Annotated in this window: 17 protein-coding genes; 5 read left to right on the forward strand and 12 right to left on the reverse strand. The window is 62.2% G+C overall.

Annotation, left to right across the window (positions count from 1 at the left end):
• Positions 1 to 53 precede the first annotated feature (53 nt).
• From GA0061105_RS22490 to GA0061105_RS22520, 7 genes are all read right to left on the reverse strand, one after another.
• The gene (locus GA0061105_RS22490) at positions 54 to 3,380 is read right to left on the reverse strand and encodes an efflux RND transporter permease subunit (protein WP_092752942.1); all 3,327 of its coding nucleotides are present in this window, start codon (positions 3,378 to 3,380) and stop codon (positions 54 to 56) included.
• A 12-nt stretch (positions 3,381 to 3,392) separates the two neighbouring features.
• A complete protein-coding gene (locus tag GA0061105_RS22495) occupies positions 3,393 to 4,583 on the reverse strand; it encodes an efflux RND transporter periplasmic adaptor subunit (RefSeq protein ID WP_092752944.1) in 1,191 nt (396 codons plus the stop codon).
• Positions 4,584 to 4,980: 397 nt separating this feature from the next.
• The gene (locus tag GA0061105_RS22500) at positions 4,981 to 5,952 is read right to left on the reverse strand and encodes an ABC transporter substrate-binding protein (RefSeq protein WP_064695480.1); all 972 of its coding nucleotides are present in this window, start codon (positions 5,950 to 5,952) and stop codon (positions 4,981 to 4,983) included.
• 59 nt (positions 5,953 to 6,011) lie between these two features.
• The gene (locus tag GA0061105_RS22505) at positions 6,012 to 7,139 is read right to left on the reverse strand and encodes an ABC transporter permease (RefSeq protein ID WP_092752946.1); all 1,128 of its coding nucleotides are present in this window, start codon (positions 7,137 to 7,139) and stop codon (positions 6,012 to 6,014) included.
• Positions 7,136 to 8,065, reverse strand: coding sequence for an ABC transporter permease (locus GA0061105_RS22510; protein ID WP_092752948.1), 930 nt, complete (start codon positions 8,063 to 8,065; stop codon positions 7,136 to 7,138). Before GA0061105_RS22510 ends, GA0061105_RS22505 begins: the two co-directional genes overlap by 4 nt.
• On the reverse strand, positions 8,062 to 8,442 hold the full coding sequence (locus GA0061105_RS22515) for an endonuclease domain-containing protein (RefSeq protein WP_092752949.1): 381 nt from the start codon (positions 8,440 to 8,442) through the stop codon (positions 8,062 to 8,064). Before GA0061105_RS22515 ends, GA0061105_RS22510 begins: the two co-directional genes overlap by 4 nt.
• Before the next feature lie 169 nt (positions 8,443 to 8,611).
• The gene (locus tag GA0061105_RS22520; RefSeq protein ID WP_092752951.1) at positions 8,612 to 9,397 is read right to left on the reverse strand and encodes an ABC transporter ATP-binding protein; all 786 of its coding nucleotides are present in this window, start codon (positions 9,395 to 9,397) and stop codon (positions 8,612 to 8,614) included.
• A gap of 94 nt (positions 9,398 to 9,491) precedes the next feature.
• On the opposite strand from GA0061105_RS22520, the gene GA0061105_RS22525 reads away from it, so the two are divergent.
• Positions 9,492 to 9,905, forward strand: coding sequence for a cupin domain-containing protein (locus GA0061105_RS22525; RefSeq protein ID WP_064695475.1), 414 nt, complete (start codon positions 9,492 to 9,494; stop codon positions 9,903 to 9,905).
• Between the two features lie 57 nt (positions 9,906 to 9,962).
• Here the strand turns inward: GA0061105_RS22525 and hydA are convergent, their stop codons facing one another.
• Positions 9,963 to 11,417, reverse strand: a complete 1,455-nt coding sequence (gene hydA / locus GA0061105_RS22530; RefSeq protein WP_092752953.1) for a dihydropyrimidinase — start codon at positions 11,415 to 11,417, stop codon at positions 9,963 to 9,965.
• A gap of 140 nt (positions 11,418 to 11,557) precedes the next feature.
• Positions 11,558 to 12,811, reverse strand: coding sequence for a Zn-dependent hydrolase (locus GA0061105_RS22535; RefSeq protein ID WP_092752955.1), 1,254 nt, complete (start codon positions 12,809 to 12,811; stop codon positions 11,558 to 11,560).
• 300 nt (positions 12,812 to 13,111) lie between these two features.
• Between GA0061105_RS22535 and GA0061105_RS22540 the strand changes: the two genes are divergently transcribed.
• On the forward strand, positions 13,112 to 13,762 hold the full coding sequence (locus GA0061105_RS22540) for a TetR family transcriptional regulator C-terminal domain-containing protein (RefSeq protein ID WP_064695471.1): 651 nt from the start codon (positions 13,112 to 13,114) through the stop codon (positions 13,760 to 13,762).
• A gap of 5 nt (positions 13,763 to 13,767) precedes the next feature.
• Here GA0061105_RS22540 and GA0061105_RS22545 read toward each other — a convergent pair whose 3' ends face one another.
• The 3 genes from GA0061105_RS22545 to GA0061105_RS22555 form a co-directional block, all read right to left on the reverse strand.
• A complete protein-coding gene (locus GA0061105_RS22545; RefSeq protein WP_092752957.1) occupies positions 13,768 to 16,341 on the reverse strand; it encodes an HWE histidine kinase domain-containing protein in 2,574 nt (857 codons plus the stop codon).
• Positions 16,338 to 16,874: a biliverdin-producing heme oxygenase gene (locus GA0061105_RS22550; RefSeq protein WP_092752959.1), complete on the reverse strand. Its 537-nt coding sequence runs from the start codon at positions 16,872 to 16,874 to the stop codon at positions 16,338 to 16,340. The genes GA0061105_RS22545 and GA0061105_RS22550 overlap by 4 nt, the downstream gene beginning before the upstream one ends.
• 158 nt (positions 16,875 to 17,032) lie before the next feature.
• Entirely contained in the window at positions 17,033 to 17,443 is a 411-nt protein-coding gene (locus GA0061105_RS22555; RefSeq protein WP_092752961.1) for a rhodanese-like domain-containing protein, read from the reverse strand.
• Positions 17,444 to 17,513: 70 nt separating this feature from the next.
• On the opposite strand from GA0061105_RS22555, the gene ftrA reads away from it, so the two are divergent.
• The 3 genes from ftrA (at position 17,514) to prfH (ending at position 20,534) form a co-directional block, all read left to right on the forward strand.
• Entirely contained in the window at positions 17,514 to 18,512 is a 999-nt protein-coding gene (gene ftrA / locus GA0061105_RS22560) for a transcriptional regulator FtrA (RefSeq protein ID WP_092752963.1), read from the forward strand.
• Positions 18,513 to 18,709: 197 nt separating this feature from the next.
• A complete protein-coding gene (locus tag GA0061105_RS22565) occupies positions 18,710 to 19,933 on the forward strand; it encodes an RNA ligase RtcB family protein (RefSeq protein ID WP_092753011.1) in 1,224 nt (407 codons plus the stop codon).
• Positions 19,920 to 20,534 carry a peptide chain release factor H gene (gene prfH / locus GA0061105_RS22570; protein WP_092752965.1) on the forward strand — a complete coding sequence of 205 codons (615 nt, stop codon included), beginning with the start codon at positions 19,920 to 19,922 and terminating at the stop codon, positions 20,532 to 20,534. Before GA0061105_RS22565 ends, prfH begins: the two co-directional genes overlap by 14 nt.
• Positions 20,535 to 20,573: the final 39 nt, after the last annotated feature.

Below are 20,573 nucleotides of genomic sequence, written 5' to 3' on the forward strand. Positions count from 1 at the left end.
ACAAATCGAGCCGGGAGATCGCTCCCGGCCCGTTTCGTTTGCTGAGGCTTTGCTCACTCCGCCGCAAAGGGCGGCAGGCGAAGCACATTGGTGTCGTTGGCGTTGGCGCTCTTGCGCTTGCTTTCCGGCTTTTCGATGGCAGTCAGGCGCTCGTCCAGCGCATCGATATCGCTGCGGTTCTCACGGGTCACGCGGGTCAAATCCTCGCGCGACAGCGCCAGCTCTTCCTCGTCCTTTCTGCCGACCATGCGTCCGAACATCCAGCCGAGCAGGCGGGACAGATCGTCCATGATCAGGAAGAAGGAGGGCACGACGACGAGCGACAGCACGGTCGAGACGATGATGCCACCGATAACCGCAATCGCCATCGGCGCGCGGAACGAGCCGCCTTCGCCGACGCCGAGCGCCGACGGCAGCATGCCCGCCGACATGGCGATCGAGGTCATGATGATCGGCCGGGCGCGCTTGCGGCCCGCTTCGACCATGGCCTCGACCCGGGACATGCCCTGATGGCGCATCTCGATCGCGAAATCGACGAGCAGGATGGCGTTCTTGGTGACGATGCCCATCAGCATCAGAATACCGATCATCACAGGCATGGACAACGGATTACTGGTGATGATCAGGCCGGCGGCGACGCCGCCGATGGCTAGCGGCAGCGAGAACAGGATGGTGAAGGGCTGGATCACATCCTTGAAGAGCAGGATCAGCACCGTCAACACCAGCAACAGGCCCATCAACATGGCGTTGACGAAGCTTTGCTGCATCTCGGTCTGCACCTTGGTGTCGCCGCTTTCGGCAAGATGGACCGTAGCCGGGATGTTCGCCGCCTGGACGATCTCGCGGAAGCGGGCCGAAGCCGTGTCGAGCGCCACGCCCTGCGGCAGGTCGGAACCAATCGAGACGACGCGGTTACGGTTGTTGCGCTTGATAGAGCTTACGCCTTCCGAATAATCGATATTGGCGACGCTAGAGAGCGGAACGGTGCTGCCGCTTGCGGTCTGGATCTTCAGCGCCCGGATGGCCGCTAGGTCGCGGCGCATGTCGAGCGCGGCCTGGACGCGGATCGGGATCTGCCGATCGTCGAGCGAAATCTTGGCGAGAGCCGCATCGACATCGCCGATGGTGGCGACGCGGATCGTCTCGGAGATCTGCTGCGGCGTGATGCCGAGCCGGGCCGCCTCGTCCTTGCGCGGGTAGACCTGCAGTTCCGGACGGGGCAGGGCGCCATCGGCACTGACATTGGCGAGCAGCGGATCGGCGCGAAGCTTCGATTCCAGAATGCCGACGGCGTCGTTCAGGTCCTTCTCGTTCTTGGAGAGGAAGTTGAAGGAGAGGTCGCGTTCGCCGCGGTCGTTGAGCTTCAGGATATGGACGTCGGGAATGTCGCGCAGCTTGGCGAAGACTTCCTTTTCAATATCCCATTGCGGACGTTCACGGCCGTGAACTTCCACCTTAGGCAACATTGGCCCGATGCCCGGGATATCGCCGAGCACGTCGTTGACCACCTTCTTGACCAACGACTGGTCGAGTTTGTGAAGCGCCAGCGTAATGGTCGCGCGGCGCAGCTCGAGATCACCCTTTGGCGAGGCGCCGCCGAGGACGAAGACGCTTTCGACGCCGTTGATGTCCTTGACCCTGTCATAGATCGCCTTCGTCGTCTTCTCGGTGTCGTCGAGCCGTGCATTGGGCGGCAGTTCGACGGAGAGAACGATGCGCGAAGCGTCTTCCGGCGGCAGGAAGCTGCCCGGAACCTTCATCAGCAGCATAACGGACCCAACGAGGAAGCCGACCGCTGCAAGAAGCGTCAGATATCGCGAGTACTTATGCCCGGTCGTGCCCCGGATCAGGCGCGTATAGCCCTTCATCAGCAGACCGTCATTATCGTGATGGTCGTCGACGCCGTCTTCGGGGCGCATGAGATAGGCGGCCATCATCGGGGTGATGAGCCGCGCCACCATCAGCGAGAAGAACACGGAGAAGGCGACGGTCAGGCCGAACTGGATGAAGTACTGGCCGGGGATGCCCGGCATGAAGGAAACCGGCACGAAGACGGCGATGATCGTGAAGGTGGTGGCGATGACGGCGAGGCCGATTTCATCGGCCGCCTCGATCGCCGCGCGATAGGGCGTCTTGCCCATCTTGATGTGGCGGGCGATGTTTTCGATCTCGACGATGGCGTCGTCGACCAGGATACCTGTCGCGAGCGTCAAAGCGAGGAAGCTGACGAGGTTCAGCGAGAAGCCCATCACGTCCATGACCCAGAAGGTCGGGATCGCGGACAGAGGCAGCGCGATGGCCGAGATCAGCGTTGCCCGCCAGTTCCTGAGGAACAGCAGGACGACGATGACGGCGAGCAGCGCGCCTTCCAGCAGCGTGTGGATGGCGGCTTCGTAGTTGCCGTAGGTGAAATAGACCGAATCGTCGATCAACTCGATCTTGACGTTCGGATTTTCGCTCCTGACCTTGTCGAGGCTCTGCGCCACCGTTTCGGCGACGCTGACTTCGCTGGCGCCTTTCGAGCGGAAGACGCCGAAGGTGACGACTGGCGTATCGTTGAAGCGCGAGAAGGACTTCGGCTCTTCATAGGTGTCCTTGATGACACCGAGGTCGGACAGTTTGACGAAGCGGCCGTTCGGCAGCGCGATCGTCGTGTCTGCAAGTTCGGCGACGTTGCGCGCGTCGCCGAGAACGCGGATTGCCTGTTCGCTGCCCGCCACCTGGCCACGGCCTGAGCCGAGGTCCACGTTGGTGCCGCGCAGCTGCTGGTTCACGCTTGCAGCGGTGATGCCGTAAGCATCGAGCTTGGCGGGGGTGAGTTCGATGCGCACTTCGCGCTCGGCGCCGCCGTAACGGTCGACGCGGCCGATGCCGGCTTGGCCCTGCAGCGCACGCTTGATTGTGTCGTCGACGAACCAGGAGAGTTCTTCCAGCGACATGTCAGGCGAGGAAACGGCGAAGGTCTGGATCGCCTGGCCCTCGACGTCGACCTTGGTGACAATAGGCGCTTCGGCTGTCGCCGGCAGGTCGCTGCGGATGCGGTCGATCGCGTCCTTGACGTCCTGGACGGCCTGTTCCGTCGGCACTTCCATGCGGAACATGACGTTGGTCTGCGAACTGCCGTCGGTTACCGTCGACTGGATTTCATCGATGCCGGTGATGGAGGCGATCGCGTCTTCGATCTCCTTCGTCACCTGCATTTCGAGTTCGGCCGGCGAAGCGCCGCTCTGCGTGACGCTGATCGAAACCAGCGGCACGTCGATGTTCGGGAAGCGCGTGATCGGCAGCGTGTTGAAGGACTGGATGCCGATGAAGATCAGCAGGCAGAAGGCCAGGAGCGGCGCGATGGGGTTTCGGATGGACCAGGCTGAAAAATTCATCGGATGGTCTCTTTAGTTGGAAGCCGAGGGCTGTTCGCGCACCGGGGTGATGTGGTCGCCGTCGCGGACATAGGCGCCGGCCTTGGCGACGACCTCATCGCCGCTCTTCAATCCTGCGACGATCTCGACATAGGCGCCGTCCTGGATGCCGGTCTCGATCTTGGCAAATTTCACCACGCCAGCTTCGACCTTGCGAGCGGAGGAGCCTTCGTTGCCGGTGAGCACCGCAGTCAGAGGAAGCGATACGCCCTCGGTTTCGCGGACGATGATCTCGGCGCTGCCATACATGCCGGAACGCGCCTTGGTGTCATCGTCGATGGAGATATGGACGAGGCCGAGGCGAGTGCTGGCATCGACGGTCGGCGAGACCAGGCGCACGGCGCCGGAAAGCTTTTCACGGCTGCCGGAAAGCGAAATCGTCGCCTTCTGGCCGGCCATGATCCTGACAATGTCGCTTTCGGCGACTTCGGCGACAAGCTCGATATCGCCATCGCGGATGATGGTGAACAGTGGATCGCCGTTGCCGGCGGCGATCGCGCCGACCTTGGCGTTCTTTGCGGAAACTACGCCGGCGACCGGGGTCTTGACGTCGGTGCGGGCGAGTTTCAGATCGGCGTCGGCGATCTGGCTGTCGAAGACCTTGAGATCGGCTTCGGCGACCTCGATCGCCTGCTCGGCGGAGACGACGCGGGCATTGGCGGCGGCGGCGGTCGCATCGGCCTGCTCAACCTGGGCGGTGGAAACCGTGCCCTTCTTGACCATTTCCTGGGCGCGGGCCTGCTGCTGCCTTGCCTGTTCGGCATTGGCCTGGGCCTCGATGAGCTGGGCGCGCAACTGGGCGAGGCTTGCCTCGCCCTTGGCCTTCGTCGCCATCATCTGGCTCTTCTCGAGAACCAGCGCGTCGTCGTTGAGCGTCGCCAGGGTGCTTTCGGCCTGAACCTTGTCGCCGACATCGGCCTTCAGCGTGCGGATCGACAGGCCTTCGACCTGCGGCTGGATATAGACTTCCTCGACGGGCTTGACCGTGCCGGTGCCGATGACACGATCGACAAGCGTGCGGTTCACAGCTGTGGTGACGACGATCGCCGGCAGGTTCTGCTGCGGCTTTGAGACCGGCGCTTCCTGCGAAAATGCGGGGGATGCAGCCAGCGCAGCTGCAAAAAGGGTGGATGCGCCTAGAATTCCGGTCGGCTTGCGTGCCATGCGTCTTCGTCCAATCTTATGATAAGGTTGGCCGAACTCGCGCGTCTGCCACTCAGCGCGCAATCAGGCCACTGCCCTTCCTGCATTCTCAGAGGTATCCGCCGATCCTTTGCCGTCTTTATCCCTCGTCGGCAAATTCGGCTTGTAGGTGGTATCGATTTGCTCGGCCTACAAGTCCGGCAGAAAATAATTCCCTACACGGCGATAATAATTGTCATTTCGACCTCAATCAATCACCGGAAGGTTATGCCAACATTACGAAGATTGATCGCGTCTCCATCTCCAAGACGTTTGACGCCCGATAAATGCGACAGTTGCAAGGCATTTTTTCGTTTGTAGTGAAAAAGGCGAAACGCGCGGAAAAACTCCCGCGCGTTTCGCTTCGAAGCTGGCTGAATTATTTGGAAGCGGCGTCGGTTATCTCGTGCGTCCAAGCGCCCGAGGGCTCCTTATTGATGATCTTCTGGTCCAACAGCGCCTTTGCCGTGCGGGCATAGAGCGCCTCGTCCAGCTTGCCGGAACCGTCGCCGACCAGCTTGGCGACCTCGCCCATCATGCGCTTCTGGTGGTTCTCGTCCTGGCCGCCATTGTCCATTACGATCTCGGCGGCTTCATCCGGGTTTTCGGTCGCATATTTCCAGCCCTTCATCGAGGCGCGGACGAACTTGACCATCTTTTCCTTGAAGGCCGGATCCTTCAGCTTGTCCTCCATCGCGTAGAGGCCGTCTTCCAGGAGGTCGTTGCCCATTTCGGTGTAGTTGAACACCGTCAGTTCTTCCGGCTTGAAGCCGGCGTCGATTGCCTGCCAGTATTCGTTATAGGTCATGACGGAGATGCAGTCGGCCTGCTTCTGGACGAGCGGCTGCACGTCGAAGCTCTGCTTCAGCACGGTGACGCCATTCGGACCGCCGTCTGTGGACAGGCCGAGCTTGTTCATCCAGGCGAAGAAGGGATATTCGTTGCCGAAGAACCAGACGCCGAGCGTGTGACCTTTGAAATCGGCTTCGGTCTTGACCGGGCCGTCCTTGCGGCAGATCATTTCCAGGCCGGACTTCTGGTAAGGCTGGGCGATGTTGACGAGGGGAACGCCCTTTTCGCGGGCAACCAGCGCGCCGCCCATCCAGTCGACGATGACATCGGCGCCGCCGCCGGCGATCACCTGCTCGGGGGCGATATCAGGACCGCCAGGCTTGATCTCGACGTCCAGGCCTTCCTCCTTGTAGAAGCCCTTGTCCTTGGCGACATAATAACCGCCGAACTGGCTCTGCGTGACCCACTTCAACTGCAGGACCACCTTGTCGGCAGCCATCGCGTGGGCGGCGGCAAGCGACATCGCGCTTGCCATCATTGCAATCATCAACTTTTTCATTTTCTTGTCCTTACCCTCTGAAGTTATGCCCGAACCCCATTTGCGAAGCCCGTGCGCGCCTATCCACCACGGATAGACGGATGCCAGAACGTCACCGCCCGTTCGGTCAGGGCGATGACGCCATAGAAGATCGAGCCGGCCAGCGCCGCAACGGCGATTTCCGCCCAGACCATGTCGACATTCATGCGGCCGATCTCGGTGGAGATGCGGAAGCCCATGCCGACGATCGGTGTCCCGAAGAATTCGGCAACGATGGCACCAATCAGCGCCAGCGTCGAGTTGATCTTCAGGGCGTTGAAAATGAAGGGCATGGCCGCCGGAAGTTTGAGCTTGAACAGCGTCTGCCAATCGCTCGAGGCATAGGTACGCATGAGGTCGCGCTCCATGCTGCCGGAGGCGGCAAGGCCTGCGACGGTGTTCACCAGCATCGGGAAGAAGGTCATAATGATGACGACGGCGGCTTTCGACGGCCAGTCGAAACCGAACCACATGACCATGACCGGGGCGATGCCGATGATCGGCAGGGCCGACACCATATTGCCGATCGGCAGGAGGCCGCGGCGCAGGAAGGCAATCCGGTCGGCCAGGACCGCGACGATGAAGCCGCTGAGGCAGCCGACGATATAACCGATCAGCACCGCCTTGAAGATCGTCTGCCTGACGTCGTCGCCGAGGATGGGCAGAGAGGCCATGATGCGCGCGCCGATGGCGCTCGGCGGCGGCAGCAGGATGAAGGGAACGCCGGCGCCGCGCGTTATCGACTCCCAGAGAATGAGAATCCAGGCGCCGAAGATGGCCGGGATCAGCAGCTGGAGCGCCGACTTTCCGAAGGTGGTGAGGGGCTGCAGCTTGGAAAGCTCAGTGACGCATCGCCAGGCAAGCAGCCAGGAGGCAAAGAGCAGCAGGAAGAACGCCCGCGTCGCCAGGCCATCATTGCCGGGAAGAGCCGAAAGCAGCATCCAGGCGGCGCCATGCGCGCCGATGAACAGCACGGTCGCGCGGTAGGCGGGCGGCTGCGGTGCAAAGGACAGGAGAGCGGCTGCGGCGACGATGGTGAAGATCAAGCGCGCGGTGCCATCGGTCACGGGGCGGGCGGCGCCCTCCGCCAGAAGCGGCAAGGTCGCCAGCGCGGCGATGCAGAGGAGGAGAGCGGCCGTGCCTTGCCAGGAGAAGGTCAGATGTTTCATGCCGGTCTCCCGCCCATGGCACGGTCGACGATCTTCGCGGCAAGGCCGACGATCGCGACCAGAACGCCCGCAAGCAGCGAGCCGGCGACAAGTGCCGCCCAGATGTCGATCGTCTGGCTGTAATAGGAGCCGGCGAGCAGCTTCGAGCCGATGCCGGCAACGGCGCCGGTCGGCAACTCGCCGACAATGGCGCCGACGAGGCTTGCGGCGATCGCCACTTTCATCGAGGTGAAGAGAAAGGGGATCGAGGCAGGGACACGCAGCTTCCAAAAGGTCTGCATCGGACTGGCGTTATAAGTGCGCATCAGGTCGAGATACATGATTTCGGGCGACCGCAGCCCCTTCACCATGCCGACGGCAACGGGAAAGAAGGAGAGGTAGGTGGAGATCAGCGCCTTGGAGACGAGGCGCGAGGCGTCCGAATCGAGGTTCAAGAGATGCGCCAGCGCATTGTCCCCGGTCAGCACGTTGTAGGAGATGATGACGATCATCGGCGCGATGGCGAGGATCGGTATCGTCTGGCTTGCCACCAGCCAAGGCATCAGCGAGCGGTCCATGGCGCGGTTGTGGACGATCAGCACGGCAAGAAGAATGCCGAGCAGCATGCCGAAACCGAAGCCGAGCAGGGTGGAGGAGAGCGTCACCCAGCTGTGATAGACGAGGCTGCGATTGCTCGAAAGGCTGCGCAGGATCGTGTTCTCATAGACATTCTCAGCCACCTGATGCGGCGCCGGCAGGATCGGCTTCGGCTGCGCCAGCGTCTTGCCGATGAATTCCATCGTCGTGGGCGCGACGCCGGCGCGGCTGTCCATGTCGCGCTGGAAAGGCGCGTTCATGAGGACGGCGGCGACATACCAGATGGCGATGAGGGCAAGCAGGATGGTGAGGACGGGGACGATCTTGTCCTTGAAGGTGTCGGGTTTCACGCTACGCGCTCCTTCAAAAATGGAGCGGCGTGTTTTTCGATGGTGATAAACACGTAGTCGGGCCCGTCGAGTACCTGGGCGTTGTCGAAGCGCAGCACTTTGAAACCTTGATTGCGCAGGAATGCATCGCGGGCGAGATCATGTCGCCGACCCTCGACCGTCTCGTGACTGTCGCCGTCGACCTCGACAATCAGTCTTGCTGAAAGCCAAGCGAAATCCGCGATATAGGGACCAATTGGCGTCTCACGCCTGAATCTCGCGCCATAGGCTCTGAGATCGCGCAGCATGTCCCACATCGCGGCCTCAGCTTTAGTCAGTTCACGACGAAGGCGTTTTGCCGTGTCGCGGGTTTTGGGGGTGATGTTTGAATGTGGCATTTAAACCCCTCCCCAACCCCTCCCCACAAGGGGGAGGGGCAAACCTGCCGCGCTCGCTGAGTTCTCCAGCGATGGTCGCGAAAAAGCAAGGCCGGCGGCGGGTTCGGCGCTCAAGCCCCTCCCCCTTGTGGGGAGGGGTTGGGGAGGGGTCTTTTCCGGCAACACGCGTCTAAACCTCATGGCTATGCCCCGTCCTCAGCCCCTCGCGGACGCGATGGGCGATTTCCAGGAATTCGGGGGTGTCGCGGATGTCGAGCGGGCGTTCGGCCGGCAAGGTTGAGTCGATCACGTCGGTAACGCGGCCGGGGCGAGGCGACATCACCACGATCTTGGTTGAGAGGTAGACGGCTTCGGGGATGGAGTGGGTGACGAAACAGATCGTCTTGTTGGTGCGGGCCCAGAGTTTCAACAGCTCTTCGTTCAGATGGTCGCGGACGATCTCATCCAGCGCGCCGAAGGGCTCGTCCATCAGGAGCAGGTCGGCGTCGAAGGCGAGCGCGCGGGCGATCGAGGCGCGCTGCTGCATGCCGCCGGAAAGCTGCCAGGGGAATTTCTTTTCGAAGCCGGAGAGGCTGACGAGGTCGAGCGCCTCAGCGATGCGCCTGGTGCGATCGGCGCCGCCATAACCCATGATCTCCAACGGCAGGGCGATGTTGTTTTCGATGGTGCGCCACGGATAGAGCGCCGGCGCCTGAAAGACATAGCCGTAGGCGCGAGCCTTGCGGGCTTCTTCCGGCGTCATGCCGTTGATCGAGATCTCGCCCGATGTGCTCTTTTCGAGATCTGCGATGACACGCAGGAAAGTCGTCTTGCCGCAGCCGGACGGGCCGATGAAAGAGACGAAATCGCCCTTGCGGACATCGAGGTTGACATCACTCAGCGCCCGCACCGGGCCGTCATTCGCCTGGTAGGTGAGACAGAGGTCCTTGGCGGATACGACGGAGGGTGCTTGCATCAATGCGACCGATCTTGTTTTCGCCGCCGGAAGGCGGATTGCGTGTTACCATCGCCGCAGGCCCTGCCGGCGGCAAAATTCATGGAGCAAGAAAATGGACGCGACATCAAAGCCCACCTGCCACATCGTTCGTCCCAAGCACGCCTATGACGGCAAGCAGGGGCTCAGCTATTTCGAAGGGATAGCGGCCGAGACGGTCGGCGCCAAGGGCATCTGCATGCACCTCCTGACGATCCCGCCAGGCGTGCGTGCCAGGGCGCATCTGCACGAGGCGCATGAAACGGCGATTTACGTGCTCTCCGGCGAGGCCCATACCTGGTACGGCGATCGGCTGGAGCATCACGTCATTACCCATGCCGGCGAGCTCTTCTACATCCCGGCCGGCGTGCCGCATATGCCGGCAAACCTCAGCAGCACGCCCTGCACGGCGGTCATCGCCCGCACCGATCCGCACGAGCAGGAAAGCGTCGTGCTTCTCCCGGAGCTGGACGCGCTGGTGCCGGCGTGAGGTCATCCGCATGAAGGCGTCATTCCCCGGTTGATGTCGTATCATCATGCTCCATCGTCATACGCCGGTTGCCGGAATGCCGCTTCGTTCCACCTTGCGCGGAGAGGTGATCTCCTTCCAGGTGGAGAGTGCCTTGCTGACGGCCGTTACCGGTTCGCGCGGGACGAACTCGCCGTGGCCCTCGCGGGTCTTGATGTCGCTTTCCTCGATCGCGACGACGCCGCGGGTCAGCGTGTAGCGCGGCAGGCCCGTCACTTCCTTGCCCTCGAAGACGTTGTAGTCGATCGCCGACTGCTGGGTCTTCGACGAGATGGTCTTAGAGCGCTTCGGATCCCAAACCACGATATCGGCATCGGCGCCGACGAGGATCGCGCCCTTCTTCGGATAGATGTTGAGAATCTTGGCGATGTTGGTCGAGGTGACGGCAACGAACTCGTTCATCGTCAGGCGGCCGGTGTTGACGCCGTGCGTCCAGAGCATCGGCATGCGGTCTTCGAGGCCGCCGGTGCCATTCGGGATCTTGGTGAAATCCCCTACGCCGAAACGTTTCTGCGCCGTCGTAAAGGCGCAATGGTCCGTTGCGACCACCTGCAGCGAACCGGAGGCAAGCCCGGCCCAGAGACTGTCCTGATGCTGCTTGCTGCGGAATGGCGGCGACATCACGCGACGGGCGGCATGATCCCAGTCAGGGTTGGAATATTCGCTTTCATCGAGCGTCAGGTGCTGGATCAGCGGCTCGCCATAGACGCGCATGCCCTTGGCGCGGGCGCGGCGGATCGCCTCATGCGCCTGTTCGCAGGAAGTATGGACGATGTAAACAGGGCAGCCGGCCATATCGGCGATCATGATGGCGCGGTTGGTGGCCTCGCCCTCCACTTCCGCGGGGCGGGAATAGGCATGCGCCTCGGGGCCGTTATTGCCCTCGGCAAGCAACTTTGCCGACATCGAGGCGACGACGTCGCCGTTTTCGGCATGCACCAGCGGCAGCGCGCCGAGTTCGGCGCAGCGCTGGAACGAGGCGAACATCTCGTCATCGTCCACCATCAGCGCACCCTTATAGGCCATGAAGTGCTTGAAGGTGTTGATCCCCTTGTCGCGGACGATTGTTTCCATCTCCTTGAAGACCTGCTCGCTCCACCAAGTGACCGCCATGTGGAAGGAATAGTCGCAATTGGCGCGGGTCGATTTGTTGTCCCACATGGTGAGCGCTTCGAGCAGCGACTGGCCAGGGGCGGGAAGGGCGAAATCAACGACCATGGTCGTGCCGCCGGAAAGGGCGGCGCGCGTGCCGCTCTCGAAATCGTCGGAGGAATAGGTGCCCATGAAGGGCATTTCGAGATGGGTGTGCGGATCGATGCCGCCGGGCATGACGTAACAACCGGAGGCGTCGAGGGTTTCGTCGCCCGAGAGGTTCGGACCGATCTCGATGATCTTGCCGCCATCGATCTTGACGTCAGCCTTATAGGTCAGGTCGGCGGTGACGATTGTGCCGTTCTTGATGACTGTGGTCATGATCGTTCCTTACTCTCTATTCGTTGTTCGGCAGGCGAATGCTCCGCAATTCGGAGCTGAATTCGAGGCAGGCCAATGGGCGATGTTTGCGAAAATCCCGTTTGATAATCTTCGTCGCGCTCCGGGCGCTGGACTAGACATCACGCGACAATCTCCGCCGTCTCCACCACCGCATGGAACAGCACATCGGCGCCTGCCGTCGCCCATTCCTTGGAAATCTCTTCCGCCTCATTGTGCGAGAGCCCGCCGACGCAGGGGCACATGACCATGGTGGCGGGGGCGACCTTGGCGGCCCAGCAGGCGTCGTGGCCGGCGCCGGAGATGAGGTTCATGTGGGTGTAGCCGAGGCGCTCGGCGGCGGATCGAACCGCGGTGACGAGCTTTTCGTCGAAAGTCACCGGCGCAAAATGGCCGATCGCCTCGATCGAACAGCCGACACCCAGGGCGTCGCAGATCTTCGGCGCTTCCGCTTCGATCTTTGCCCGCATGCGGTCGAGTTTGGCCTTATCAGGCGAGCGGATGTCAACGGTGAAGACCACTTTGCCCGGCAGGACGTTGCGGGAGTTCGGCGAGAAGAAGACCTGGCCGACGCCGCCGACGGCGCCCGGCTGCTCGCCCATCGCGACACCCTGCACCATTTCCACGATGCGCGACATGGCGAGACCCGCATTGACGCGCATGTTCATCGGCGTCGAGCCGGTATGGGCTTCCTTGCCGGTCAGCGTGAATTCCAGCCACCACAAGCCCTGACAGTGGGTGACGACGCCGATCTGCTTGTTCTCCGCTTCGAGGATCGGGCCCTGCTCGATGTGATATTCGAAATAGGCGTGCATCTTGCGGGCGCCGACCTCTTCGTCGCCGACCCAACCGATGCGCTTCAGCTCGTCGCCGAATAGATTGCCCTCGGGATCCCTACGGTTATAGGCGAAGTCCAGGCTGTGCACGCCGGCGAAGACGCCCGACGCCAGCATTGCAGGGGCGAAACGCGCGCCTTCCTCGTTCGTCCAGTTGGTTACGACGATCGGATGCTTGGTCCTGATGCCTAGATCATTCATGGTGCGGACGACTTCAAGCGCCGAGAGCACGCCAAGCACGCCGTCATATTTCCCGCCGGTCGGCTGGGTGTCGAGGTGCGAGCCGACATAGACCGGCAGGGCGTCCGGATCGGTGCCGGGGCGGGTGGCGAACATCGTACCCATGCGGTCGACGCCCATGGTGAGGCCCGCCTCGTCGCACCATGTCTCAAAAAGGCTTCGGCCCTCAGCATCCGAATCCGTCAGCGTCTGGCGGTTGTTGCCGCCGGCGATTCCGGGGCCGATCTTCGCCATGTCCATGAGACTGTCCCAGAGACGGTCGCCATTGACGCGCATGTTCTCGCCTGGTGCTGCCACCATTCTTCAAGCCCTCACCTGTTTGCGGCAGCCATGCGACGTGGCATGCCCGCCTGTTCCCATGGTCCATTTCCGCGCCTCTTATTGGTTTTGTCGAGCGCCGGAAAATCGCCAGTTGCCTTTGTTTTTCATCTGGCGGATATTTGACCGATTGGTAAACATTACAACTTCCACCGCGGGGCTCAAGACGAAAATCACGAAAATTGCCGATAAAAATGCGGGCAGTTGTTCTAGGAAGCGGCAGGGGCCGCCCGTTCCGAAATTTAAGGGAAGAAGTTGAATATCAAGGGGAAACAATAGCCGATGGCTATTCCGAGAGCAGCGAAGACCCTGAGGCGCACGCGAATCCAGGAGGAGAAGGAAGAGCAGATCTTGGAGGCGGCGCTCGACGTGTTTTCGGCACGCGGTTTTCGCGGCTCGACGATCGATCAGATCGCCGAAGTGGCCCGCATGTCGAAACCCAATCTGCTCTATTATTTCCGCACCAAGGAGGCGATGCACCGGGCGCTGATCGACCGGGTGCTCTACACCTGGCTGGAGCCGCTGCGCGCTTTCGACGCCGAGGGCAATCCGGAGGAGGAAATCCGCAGCTATATCAGGCGCAAGCTTGAGATGGCGCGTGATTTTCCGCGCGAGAGCCGGCTTTTCGCCAATGAGGTGCTGCAGGGCGCCCCCCACATCGAGGACGAGCTGAAGGGTCCGCTGAAGCAACTCGTCGACGAGAAGGCGGAGGTTATCCGCGCCTGGACTAAATCAGGCAAGATCGCCGAATGCGATCCCTACCACCTGATCTTCTCGATATGGTCGACGACGCAGCATTATGCGGATTTCGACGTCCAGGTGCGCGCCGTGCTGGGGCAGGAGCATGCCGGCGACGAACGCTTCGAGGATGCGGCGCGGTTTCTGGAGCAACTTTTCATCGGCGGACTGCGTCCGAATACGCCGGCGACGTGACCGATCTACTCTCTTTTGGGAAGCTGCACCCGGGCAAGGAGATCCGTGATGCCTTCGGTGGTATAGGGTTTCTGCAATACAGGCGTGCCCGAGTGGCTGTTCGCCTGGGCGATGCCTTCGCCGTAACCGGTGGCAAAAACGAAGGGCACGCCTGCGGCTGCCAATCGGTCGGCAATCCCGAAACTCGTCTCGTCGCCGAGATTGACATCGAGAAGCGCGAAATCGAAGGCCTGGCCGGCCAGGATCTCCATCGCCTCGGCGACACTAGGCGCCGTTGCCACTTCGGCTCCAAGGCGGCGCAGAATCTCTTCCCCGTCCATGGCGATGATCAGGTTGTTTTCCACCAGCAGGATTTTCAAGCCCGAGAGCGGAGGCTGATCGGCGGGAACAGTCTGGCGTTCCGCAACGTCGGCAGGCGTCGCTTCCGGTAATATGCTTGGATCGACGGCGTTCACATAACGAGCCGGAATCAAGAAATCAGCCTCAATCCCCGCCTTGACGTAGCGGATTTCGGCCTTGCCGCCGAGGTCGTAGGGAATGGAGCGCCGGATGATCGTCGAACCGAATCCGTGGCGTTTAGGTTCGGCGACGGGCGGGCCGTCCTTTTCGCGCCAGCCGATACGCAGGTTGCCTTCATCGTCGCGACGCCAGCCGAGCTCGACGGTGCCGACGCCAGCACCGGAGAGGCTGCCGTATTTGGCGCTGTTGGTCATCAGCTCGTGGAAAACCAGGGCGGCGGTGGAAAAAGCCTGCGGCTCCAGCAGGACGTCTTCGCCGTTCATCCGGAAGCGCTGTGCGTTCTTTCCAAGATAGGCCGCCGTTTCGGCCGAGAGCAATTGCCGCAGCGAAGCGGGCGCCCAGTGATCCCTCGTGATCTGGTCATGGGCGCGGGCAAGCGACTGAATGCGGCCCTCGAGCTGACGGATATAGTCGCTGAGGCCGACCGACGTCGTCTGCGACTGGCGGATAATGCCCGTGATGAGGCTCAGAATGTTGCGGACGCGATGATTGAGCTCGGCGATCAGCAGTTCCTGCCGCTCGTTCGCCACCTGGCGCGCCATGCTGGCCTCGTCGGTCAGGCGCAGCACCACCTCGATCAGAGTGACGCGGATCGTTTCGGCGACCCGGCGCTCGGCTTCGGTAAAGGGGAGGGAACGACCGCGCACCAGTTCGGACCAGGCTTCGAAGCTCTTGCGCGGCGTCAGCCGCGGACCGTTGGGGCCGTATTCCACCGGCTTGTGCGGATCGCCGCCCCAGCGGACGGTGCGCACGAGCTCCTGGCGAAAAAGGACGACATAATCGCGCGGCGAACGCGAGATCGGTATGGCGAGCATGCCTGCCACCGCATCGCCGGTCTCAAGATCCGGATAGGTCTCGGCGAACCTGTCCACGGCATAGATGCGCCCGCTGGCGTTGCGATTGAGATGGCGCACCAGGGCCGCGAAAGCCTTCTCGTCCGGCCCGATGCCGCCAAGCGCCATCCGGCCGTTGATCCAAACACCGATCCCGTCGGCCGGGATAGCATCGGCCAGCGCCTCGATCAACCATGCCGGATCATCGAGCAGGCTTGCATTGTCCGCTACGGAGGTGAGAAGCCGGTCGGCGATGCGGCGTGCCTTTGTCTCGTAATCGAGCGCCAGCCGCCGTTCACGGCTTTCGAGCCGGGAGGCGAACATCTGACCGAAGAGTTCGACGGTGGAGCGGATTTGTGCCGACGGCAGGCGCGGGCCGTAATGGTGGCAGGCAAACAGTCCCCAGAGCTTGCCGTCCACGACTATTGATATGGAGAGCGACGCTCCGACCCCCATATTCTTCAGATATTCGATGTGGATGGGCGAGACCGAACGCAACACCGACATGGAGAGGTCGAGCGGCTGGCCCTGTTCGTCGAGTTGGGGCAGAACCGGCACCGGCACCGCGTTGACATCGGCGATGATGCGGAACAGATTGCGCAGATAAAGAGCGCGCGCCTGAACCGGAATGTCGGAGGCCGGATAGTGCAGCCCGAGAAATGAGCCGATGCCGCTGCGTGTGGCTTCCGCCACGACCTCGCCGGAACCGCCTTCATCGAAACGATAGACCATGACGCGGTCGAAGCCGGTGAGCGCGCGTGCGTGCCTTGCGCCCTCGCGGAAGAAAGCCTCCAGCGTTTCCATCTGGTCGAGGCGCGACATCATGGTGCGCATGGAGAGTGACGGGGCGTTGCGCCTTTCTTGCTGGCAGCGCTCACCTTCGAGGATGACGAGGTTTTCGTTGAGGTGCACGGCGAGGTCGAAGCGGGACTGATCGGGCAGCAGGGCAATGTCGAAAATGCGTTCGACGACATCGGATCCGCGTAGCGTCGTCAACTTGTTACGGATCGTGTGGACCGCCTCGGGCAAGATCAGCGACGAAACGGGGCGCCCGAGCGCGTCGGCTTGTTCCACCCCGAGAAACTCGGCAAGATTTGCCGAGGCCCGCGTGACCATCCAATCGAGCGATATCGCCAGCAGGAAACCGAAAGGCTGAATGGCGCCGAGCTGATGGATGGGCTCACGGTCGCAATTGGTGAGATCGACGGTTTCGCGCACGCCGCTCATGGCACGGCTTCCAGTGCGAGCTGCCCGGCTTTCAGGAAAAGATCGAAGAGGGTGCGGGCTGCCGAAACGGCGGCCGAGGGATCGTCGATGCCGCTTGCATCGAGACGATCCATGAAGATCCTGATGGCGCCCTTGGCGCCGTGGGGCGTAAGATAGCGGCTGGGCAGGTGATCGGGCACGGACCTGGCGAGCAAGGCGCCGCCGAGTTTTGAGCCTTCGAGGACGTAGAGGGCGCCCCAGAGCGCCGCTTCGCCATGCAGAGCCGGCGGCGGAAGCTGCTCGGGCAACCGGTCGCCGAGCTCCCCGATGTCGGCAAACAGCAGCTGCGCGCGCCTTCGTTCCGGCCAGTCCGGCAGCAGGCGGATGACGCCGGCTGCCTCGAGGGCATTTTCGGTCGCCGGTATAATGCGGGCGTGCGCGCGCAGGAATGTCCGGTACTGCTCTTTGCTGGAGAGGTCGAACGCGCCGAAAAGCTTATCGACTTTGGTGTGGCAATCTACTGTTTGTGCGCGGAGCACGCTGCGAAGTGACATACGGACCGTGTTCCGAGTGATGTGGCATATGGTGCCGTGAATGCAAGAGCGACGAACTTGCGATATATTGCAGCATCTCAGTCTTTCCAGAGAAACCCATAGAAAAACATGGGCTTCCCTTTTGGTTATGTCTGCTCGACGTCGGGAGGAGCTTTGTCCTATTCGGCAGCTGCGGCTTGACTTTCAAAGGCGAAACCCTCGTCGGCCCAGCCGGTCATGCCGCCGATCATCAGCTTGGCCTGGAGGCCGAGCTTGGCGAGGCGGAAAGCGGCCTTGTCGGCACCGTTGCAATGAGGACCGGCGCAATAGACGACGAAGAGCGTGTCCTTTGCCCATTCCGCCATGCGATGCGCAGTCATCTTGCCGTGCGGCAGGTTGATCGCGCCTGGCAGATGGGCTTGCTGAAACAGCGCCGGCGAGCGCACGTCGAGAAGAACGAAGTCGACCTTGCCGGCGGCAAAGGCGGCGCGGACATCCGAGCAATCAGTTTCGAATGCAAGCTTGCCGGCGTAATGGGCGGCGGCGAGATCGGGCGTGGCGGCAGGGATATCGGAGACAGGACTTGGCATTCGTCATTTCCTTCATGTTGGAATTGCCGCCTGGTATCGCCGATGCTAGAGGTTTGCGAAATTGGCCAACATGACTGACAGCGTAAAAATCATGCCAAACACATCTCCGCAGCAGAACGGACCGCTCGTCGCCGTGCTTGCCTATGACGGGCTCTGCACCTTCGAATTCGGGATAGCCTATGAGGTCTTCGGCTTACCGCGACCTGAGATGGGCGAGGGCTGGTATCGCTTTTCGGTCTGCGGCATCGAGCCCGGGCCGCTTCGTGCCGCCGGCGGATTGACGGTCGCTGTCGACAAGGGGCTGGAGGTGCTCGACGCGGCGGACCTGATCGTCGTGCCCGGCTGGCGGTCAATCGACGCACCGGTGCCGGAACCGCTCGCCGACGCGCTGAGGGCGGCGCATCAGCGCGGCGCGCGCATCATGTCGCTCTGCTCCGGTGTTGCGGTTCTTGCAGGCTCCGGGCTGCTTGCCTATCGCAGGGCGACGACACATTGGCGCTACGTCGCCTCGATCGCGAAGCGTTATCCGGACATCACGCTCGACGCGGATGTGCTGTACATCGACGAGGGCAGCCTGCTGACAGCGGCCGGCAGTGCCGCCGGCATCGATCTCTGCCTGCATGTGGTGCGCGGCGATTTCGGCTCGGAGGCTGCCAACAGCGTCGCCCGCCGCCTCATCGTGCCGCCGCACCGAGAAGGCGGGCAGGCGCAGTTCATCAGCGCGCCGGTTCCGGAAGAACGTGAGGGCATGCGCCTGGGCCCGCTGATCGAATGGATGCGCGCAAGCCTTGCCGAGGAGCAGCCGATCAGCCTGCTTGCCAGGAGGGCGGGCATGAGCATACGCACCTTCCAGCGCCGCTTCGAAGCGACGACGGGTCTCAGCGTCGGCCAATGGCTGCTGAAGGAACGGCTGCGCCATGCGCGCGATCTTCTCGAGAAGGAACTTGCTGTGTCGCTCGACGACATCGCCATATCAAGCGGCTTCGGCACGCTGGCGACGATGCGGCACCATTTTCGCAAAAGGCTGGGCACGAGTCCGAGCGCCTACAGGCAATCGTTCGGCAACTAAACCACCTTGCGCTTGCATCTGTTTGTCACTTCGCCTAAAGGGGCGCTCTCTATTGTTCTGGATAAGGGAGCGCCACGATGACGAATATCTCCGCACGCCCCGAGAGGGTTTCGGCTTAGTCAGCCAATCGGCTGATGCATGCCGTTTGAGCATTGCCGTTTGCGGCGATGAAAACCACTTATATCCAGAGTATCATCATGGGCAATTCTATCGGGAGCGAAAGCTCCCCGACGCTGCCGGCGGCACATCCGGCGGTGATCAATCACTTCTTTTCCAGTTCTGCCTGGATCGAAGGCGCTGCCTTGGACCAGCTCGACGAAATGTCCCGTCTGCCGGGTGTCTTGGAAATCGCCGCCTTCCCCGATCTGCACCCCGGCAAATATGGAGCGACCGGCGTGGCGCTGTTGTCGTCCCGGCTGCACCCGCTGCTGGTCGGCAACGACATCGGCTGCGGCATGTCGCTCTTTGTTCTCGACCTGCCACTGCGCAAACTGAGGATCGACAAGGCGGCGGAGCGGTTTCGCCGGATTGAAACGCAGGCAATCGGCGATGCTGGTGAGCTGCTTGCTGAAGCAGGTCTGCCTACCGATCTGGCACCGGATGCCCTGGGAACGATCGGCGGCGGCAATCATTTCTGCGAGCTGCAGGCTGTGGAAGGTCTCGTCGAGGGCGGAGGTGCGGCTGGTCTCGACGCTCAGCGGCTCCATCTGCTCGTTCATTCCGGTTCACGCGCCCTCGGCGCCGCGGTATTCACTGAAACCGTGGCTGCGCATTCCGGACTCGCCGCCGGTTTCGATGCCGGTTCGGAGACGGGCGCTGCCTGGCTTGCAAGCCACGATCGTTGTGTTGCCTGGGCATCGCTGAACCGGCGGCTCATTGCCGCCCGCGCGGCCGCGTTGCTGCGCGCCGATTTCCGCCTCGTCGCCGACATACCGCACAATCTCGTTCGTCGCTGCGATCGAGGGTTCGTGCATCACAAGGGTGCGGCGGCCGTTGCACCCGGAGAACTGGTGCCGATTGCGAGATCGCGTGCGAGCCTCAGCCATCTGGTCGTCGCGGGTGCCGGTGTCAGCCGTTCGCTCGGCGGGATCTCCCATGGGGCCGGCCGAAAATATGACCGGGCGACCATGCATGGTCGTGTCGGCCGCAATCGCACTGAACGCGAACAGCTGCTGCGCAATGCGTGGGGCGGAATCGCCATCTGTGACGATCGCGCTCTCGTCGTCGAGGAAGCGGCGTCGGCCTATAAGGATGCCGGGCAGGTGGTGAGCGATCTCGAAAATGAGGGCCTGGTCACCGGGCTTGCAAGCTTCCGGCCGCTCGTCACCTTCAAGATGGCGGTCGATGAAGTGGAGGTCGAACAGCGCCGGCGAAAGCCCGATCATCGCAGGGAAGGAGGGCGTGGCCATGAGCGCTATTGATCTTCTCGTGACATCCGGCAACGGCCCGGTAGAGTGCCGTATCGCGCTCACCGCCCTTCTCGGCATTCTCGAGCGCGAGGCGATCGGACATGGATGCTCTTTCGAGGTCAGCCTCGGTTCGATGCCGGATCGCTACGGTGCGAAATCGGCGATCGTCAGCGTCGACGGTGCGACCGCGGAACAGATCGCCGCCGGCTATTGCGGCACGATTAGGTTCAGCTTCAAGAGCCCGGCGCGCCCCGGCCACAAACGACAGAACTGGTACGTTGCAGTTCAGCGCATTGATCTCGGACCTGAGAATGGTGAGGTGACGATCAACCCGGCCGAGCTGCGTTTCGAGACGCTGAGAGCAGGTGGGCCGGGAGGGCAGCACCAGAATACGACCGACAGCGCGGTTCGCGTCCTGCACCGACCGACCGGCCTCATTGTGACGGCGCGCGACGAGCGCTCGCAGCATCGCAACAAGGCGCTGGCGCTTCGGCGTCTCGAAGCCATGTTGCATCAAATCGAGGCCGACAAGCAGGAGGCGGCAAAATCCGGGCGCTTCATCGCCAACCGGACGATCGAGCGAGGCAACGAGGTCAAGAGCTTCAAGCTCTGATCCCGCGCTTTCGATCTGACCGCGATACGCTGGCCCGAG

The sequence above is a fragment of the Rhizobium aethiopicum genome (assembly GCF_900094625.1).
Lineage (GTDB): Bacteria > Pseudomonadota > Alphaproteobacteria > Rhizobiales > Rhizobiaceae > Rhizobium > Rhizobium aethiopicum.

Coding starts and splice junctions, on each gene's coding strand:
- GA0061105_RS22490 (WP_092752942.1), bottom strand. CDS start 3,380: ATGAATTTTTCAGCCTGGTCCATCCGAAACCCCATCGCGCCGCTCCTG.
- GA0061105_RS22495 (WP_092752944.1), bottom strand. CDS start 4,583: ATGGCACGCAAGCCGACCGGAATTCTAGGCGCATCCACCCTTTTTGCA.
- GA0061105_RS22500 (WP_064695480.1), bottom strand. CDS start 5,952: ATGAAAAAGTTGATGATTGCAATGATGGCAAGCGCGATGTCGCTTGCC.
- GA0061105_RS22505 (WP_092752946.1), bottom strand. CDS start 7,139: ATGAAACATCTGACCTTCTCCTGGCAAGGCACGGCCGCTCTCCTCCTC.
- GA0061105_RS22515 (WP_092752949.1), bottom strand. CDS start 8,442: ATGCCACATTCAAACATCACCCCCAAAACCCGCGACACGGCAAAACGC.
- GA0061105_RS22520 (WP_092752951.1), bottom strand. CDS start 9,397: ATGCAAGCACCCTCCGTCGTATCCGCCAAGGACCTCTGTCTCACCTAC.
- GA0061105_RS22525 (WP_064695475.1), top strand. CDS start 9,492: ATGGACGCGACATCAAAGCCCACCTGCCACATCGTTCGTCCCAAGCAC.
- hydA (WP_092752953.1), bottom strand. CDS start 11,417: ATGACCACAGTCATCAAGAACGGCACAATCGTCACCGCCGACCTGACC.
- GA0061105_RS22535 (WP_092752955.1), bottom strand. CDS start 12,811: ATGGTGGCAGCACCAGGCGAGAACATGCGCGTCAATGGCGACCGTCTC.
- GA0061105_RS22540 (WP_064695471.1), top strand. CDS start 13,112: ATGGCTATTCCGAGAGCAGCGAAGACCCTGAGGCGCACGCGAATCCAG.
- GA0061105_RS22545 (WP_092752957.1), bottom strand. CDS start 16,341: ATGAGCGGCGTGCGCGAAACCGTCGATCTCACCAATTGCGACCGTGAG.
- GA0061105_RS22550 (WP_092752959.1), bottom strand. CDS start 16,874: ATGTCACTTCGCAGCGTGCTCCGCGCACAAACAGTAGATTGCCACACC.
- GA0061105_RS22555 (WP_092752961.1), bottom strand. CDS start 17,443: ATGCCAAGTCCTGTCTCCGATATCCCTGCCGCCACGCCCGATCTCGCC.
- ftrA (WP_092752963.1), top strand. CDS start 17,514: ATGACTGACAGCGTAAAAATCATGCCAAACACATCTCCGCAGCAGAAC.
- GA0061105_RS22565 (WP_092753011.1), top strand. CDS start 18,710: ATGGGCAATTCTATCGGGAGCGAAAGCTCCCCGACGCTGCCGGCGGCA.
- prfH (WP_092752965.1), top strand. CDS start 19,920: ATGAGCGCTATTGATCTTCTCGTGACATCCGGCAACGGCCCGGTAGAG.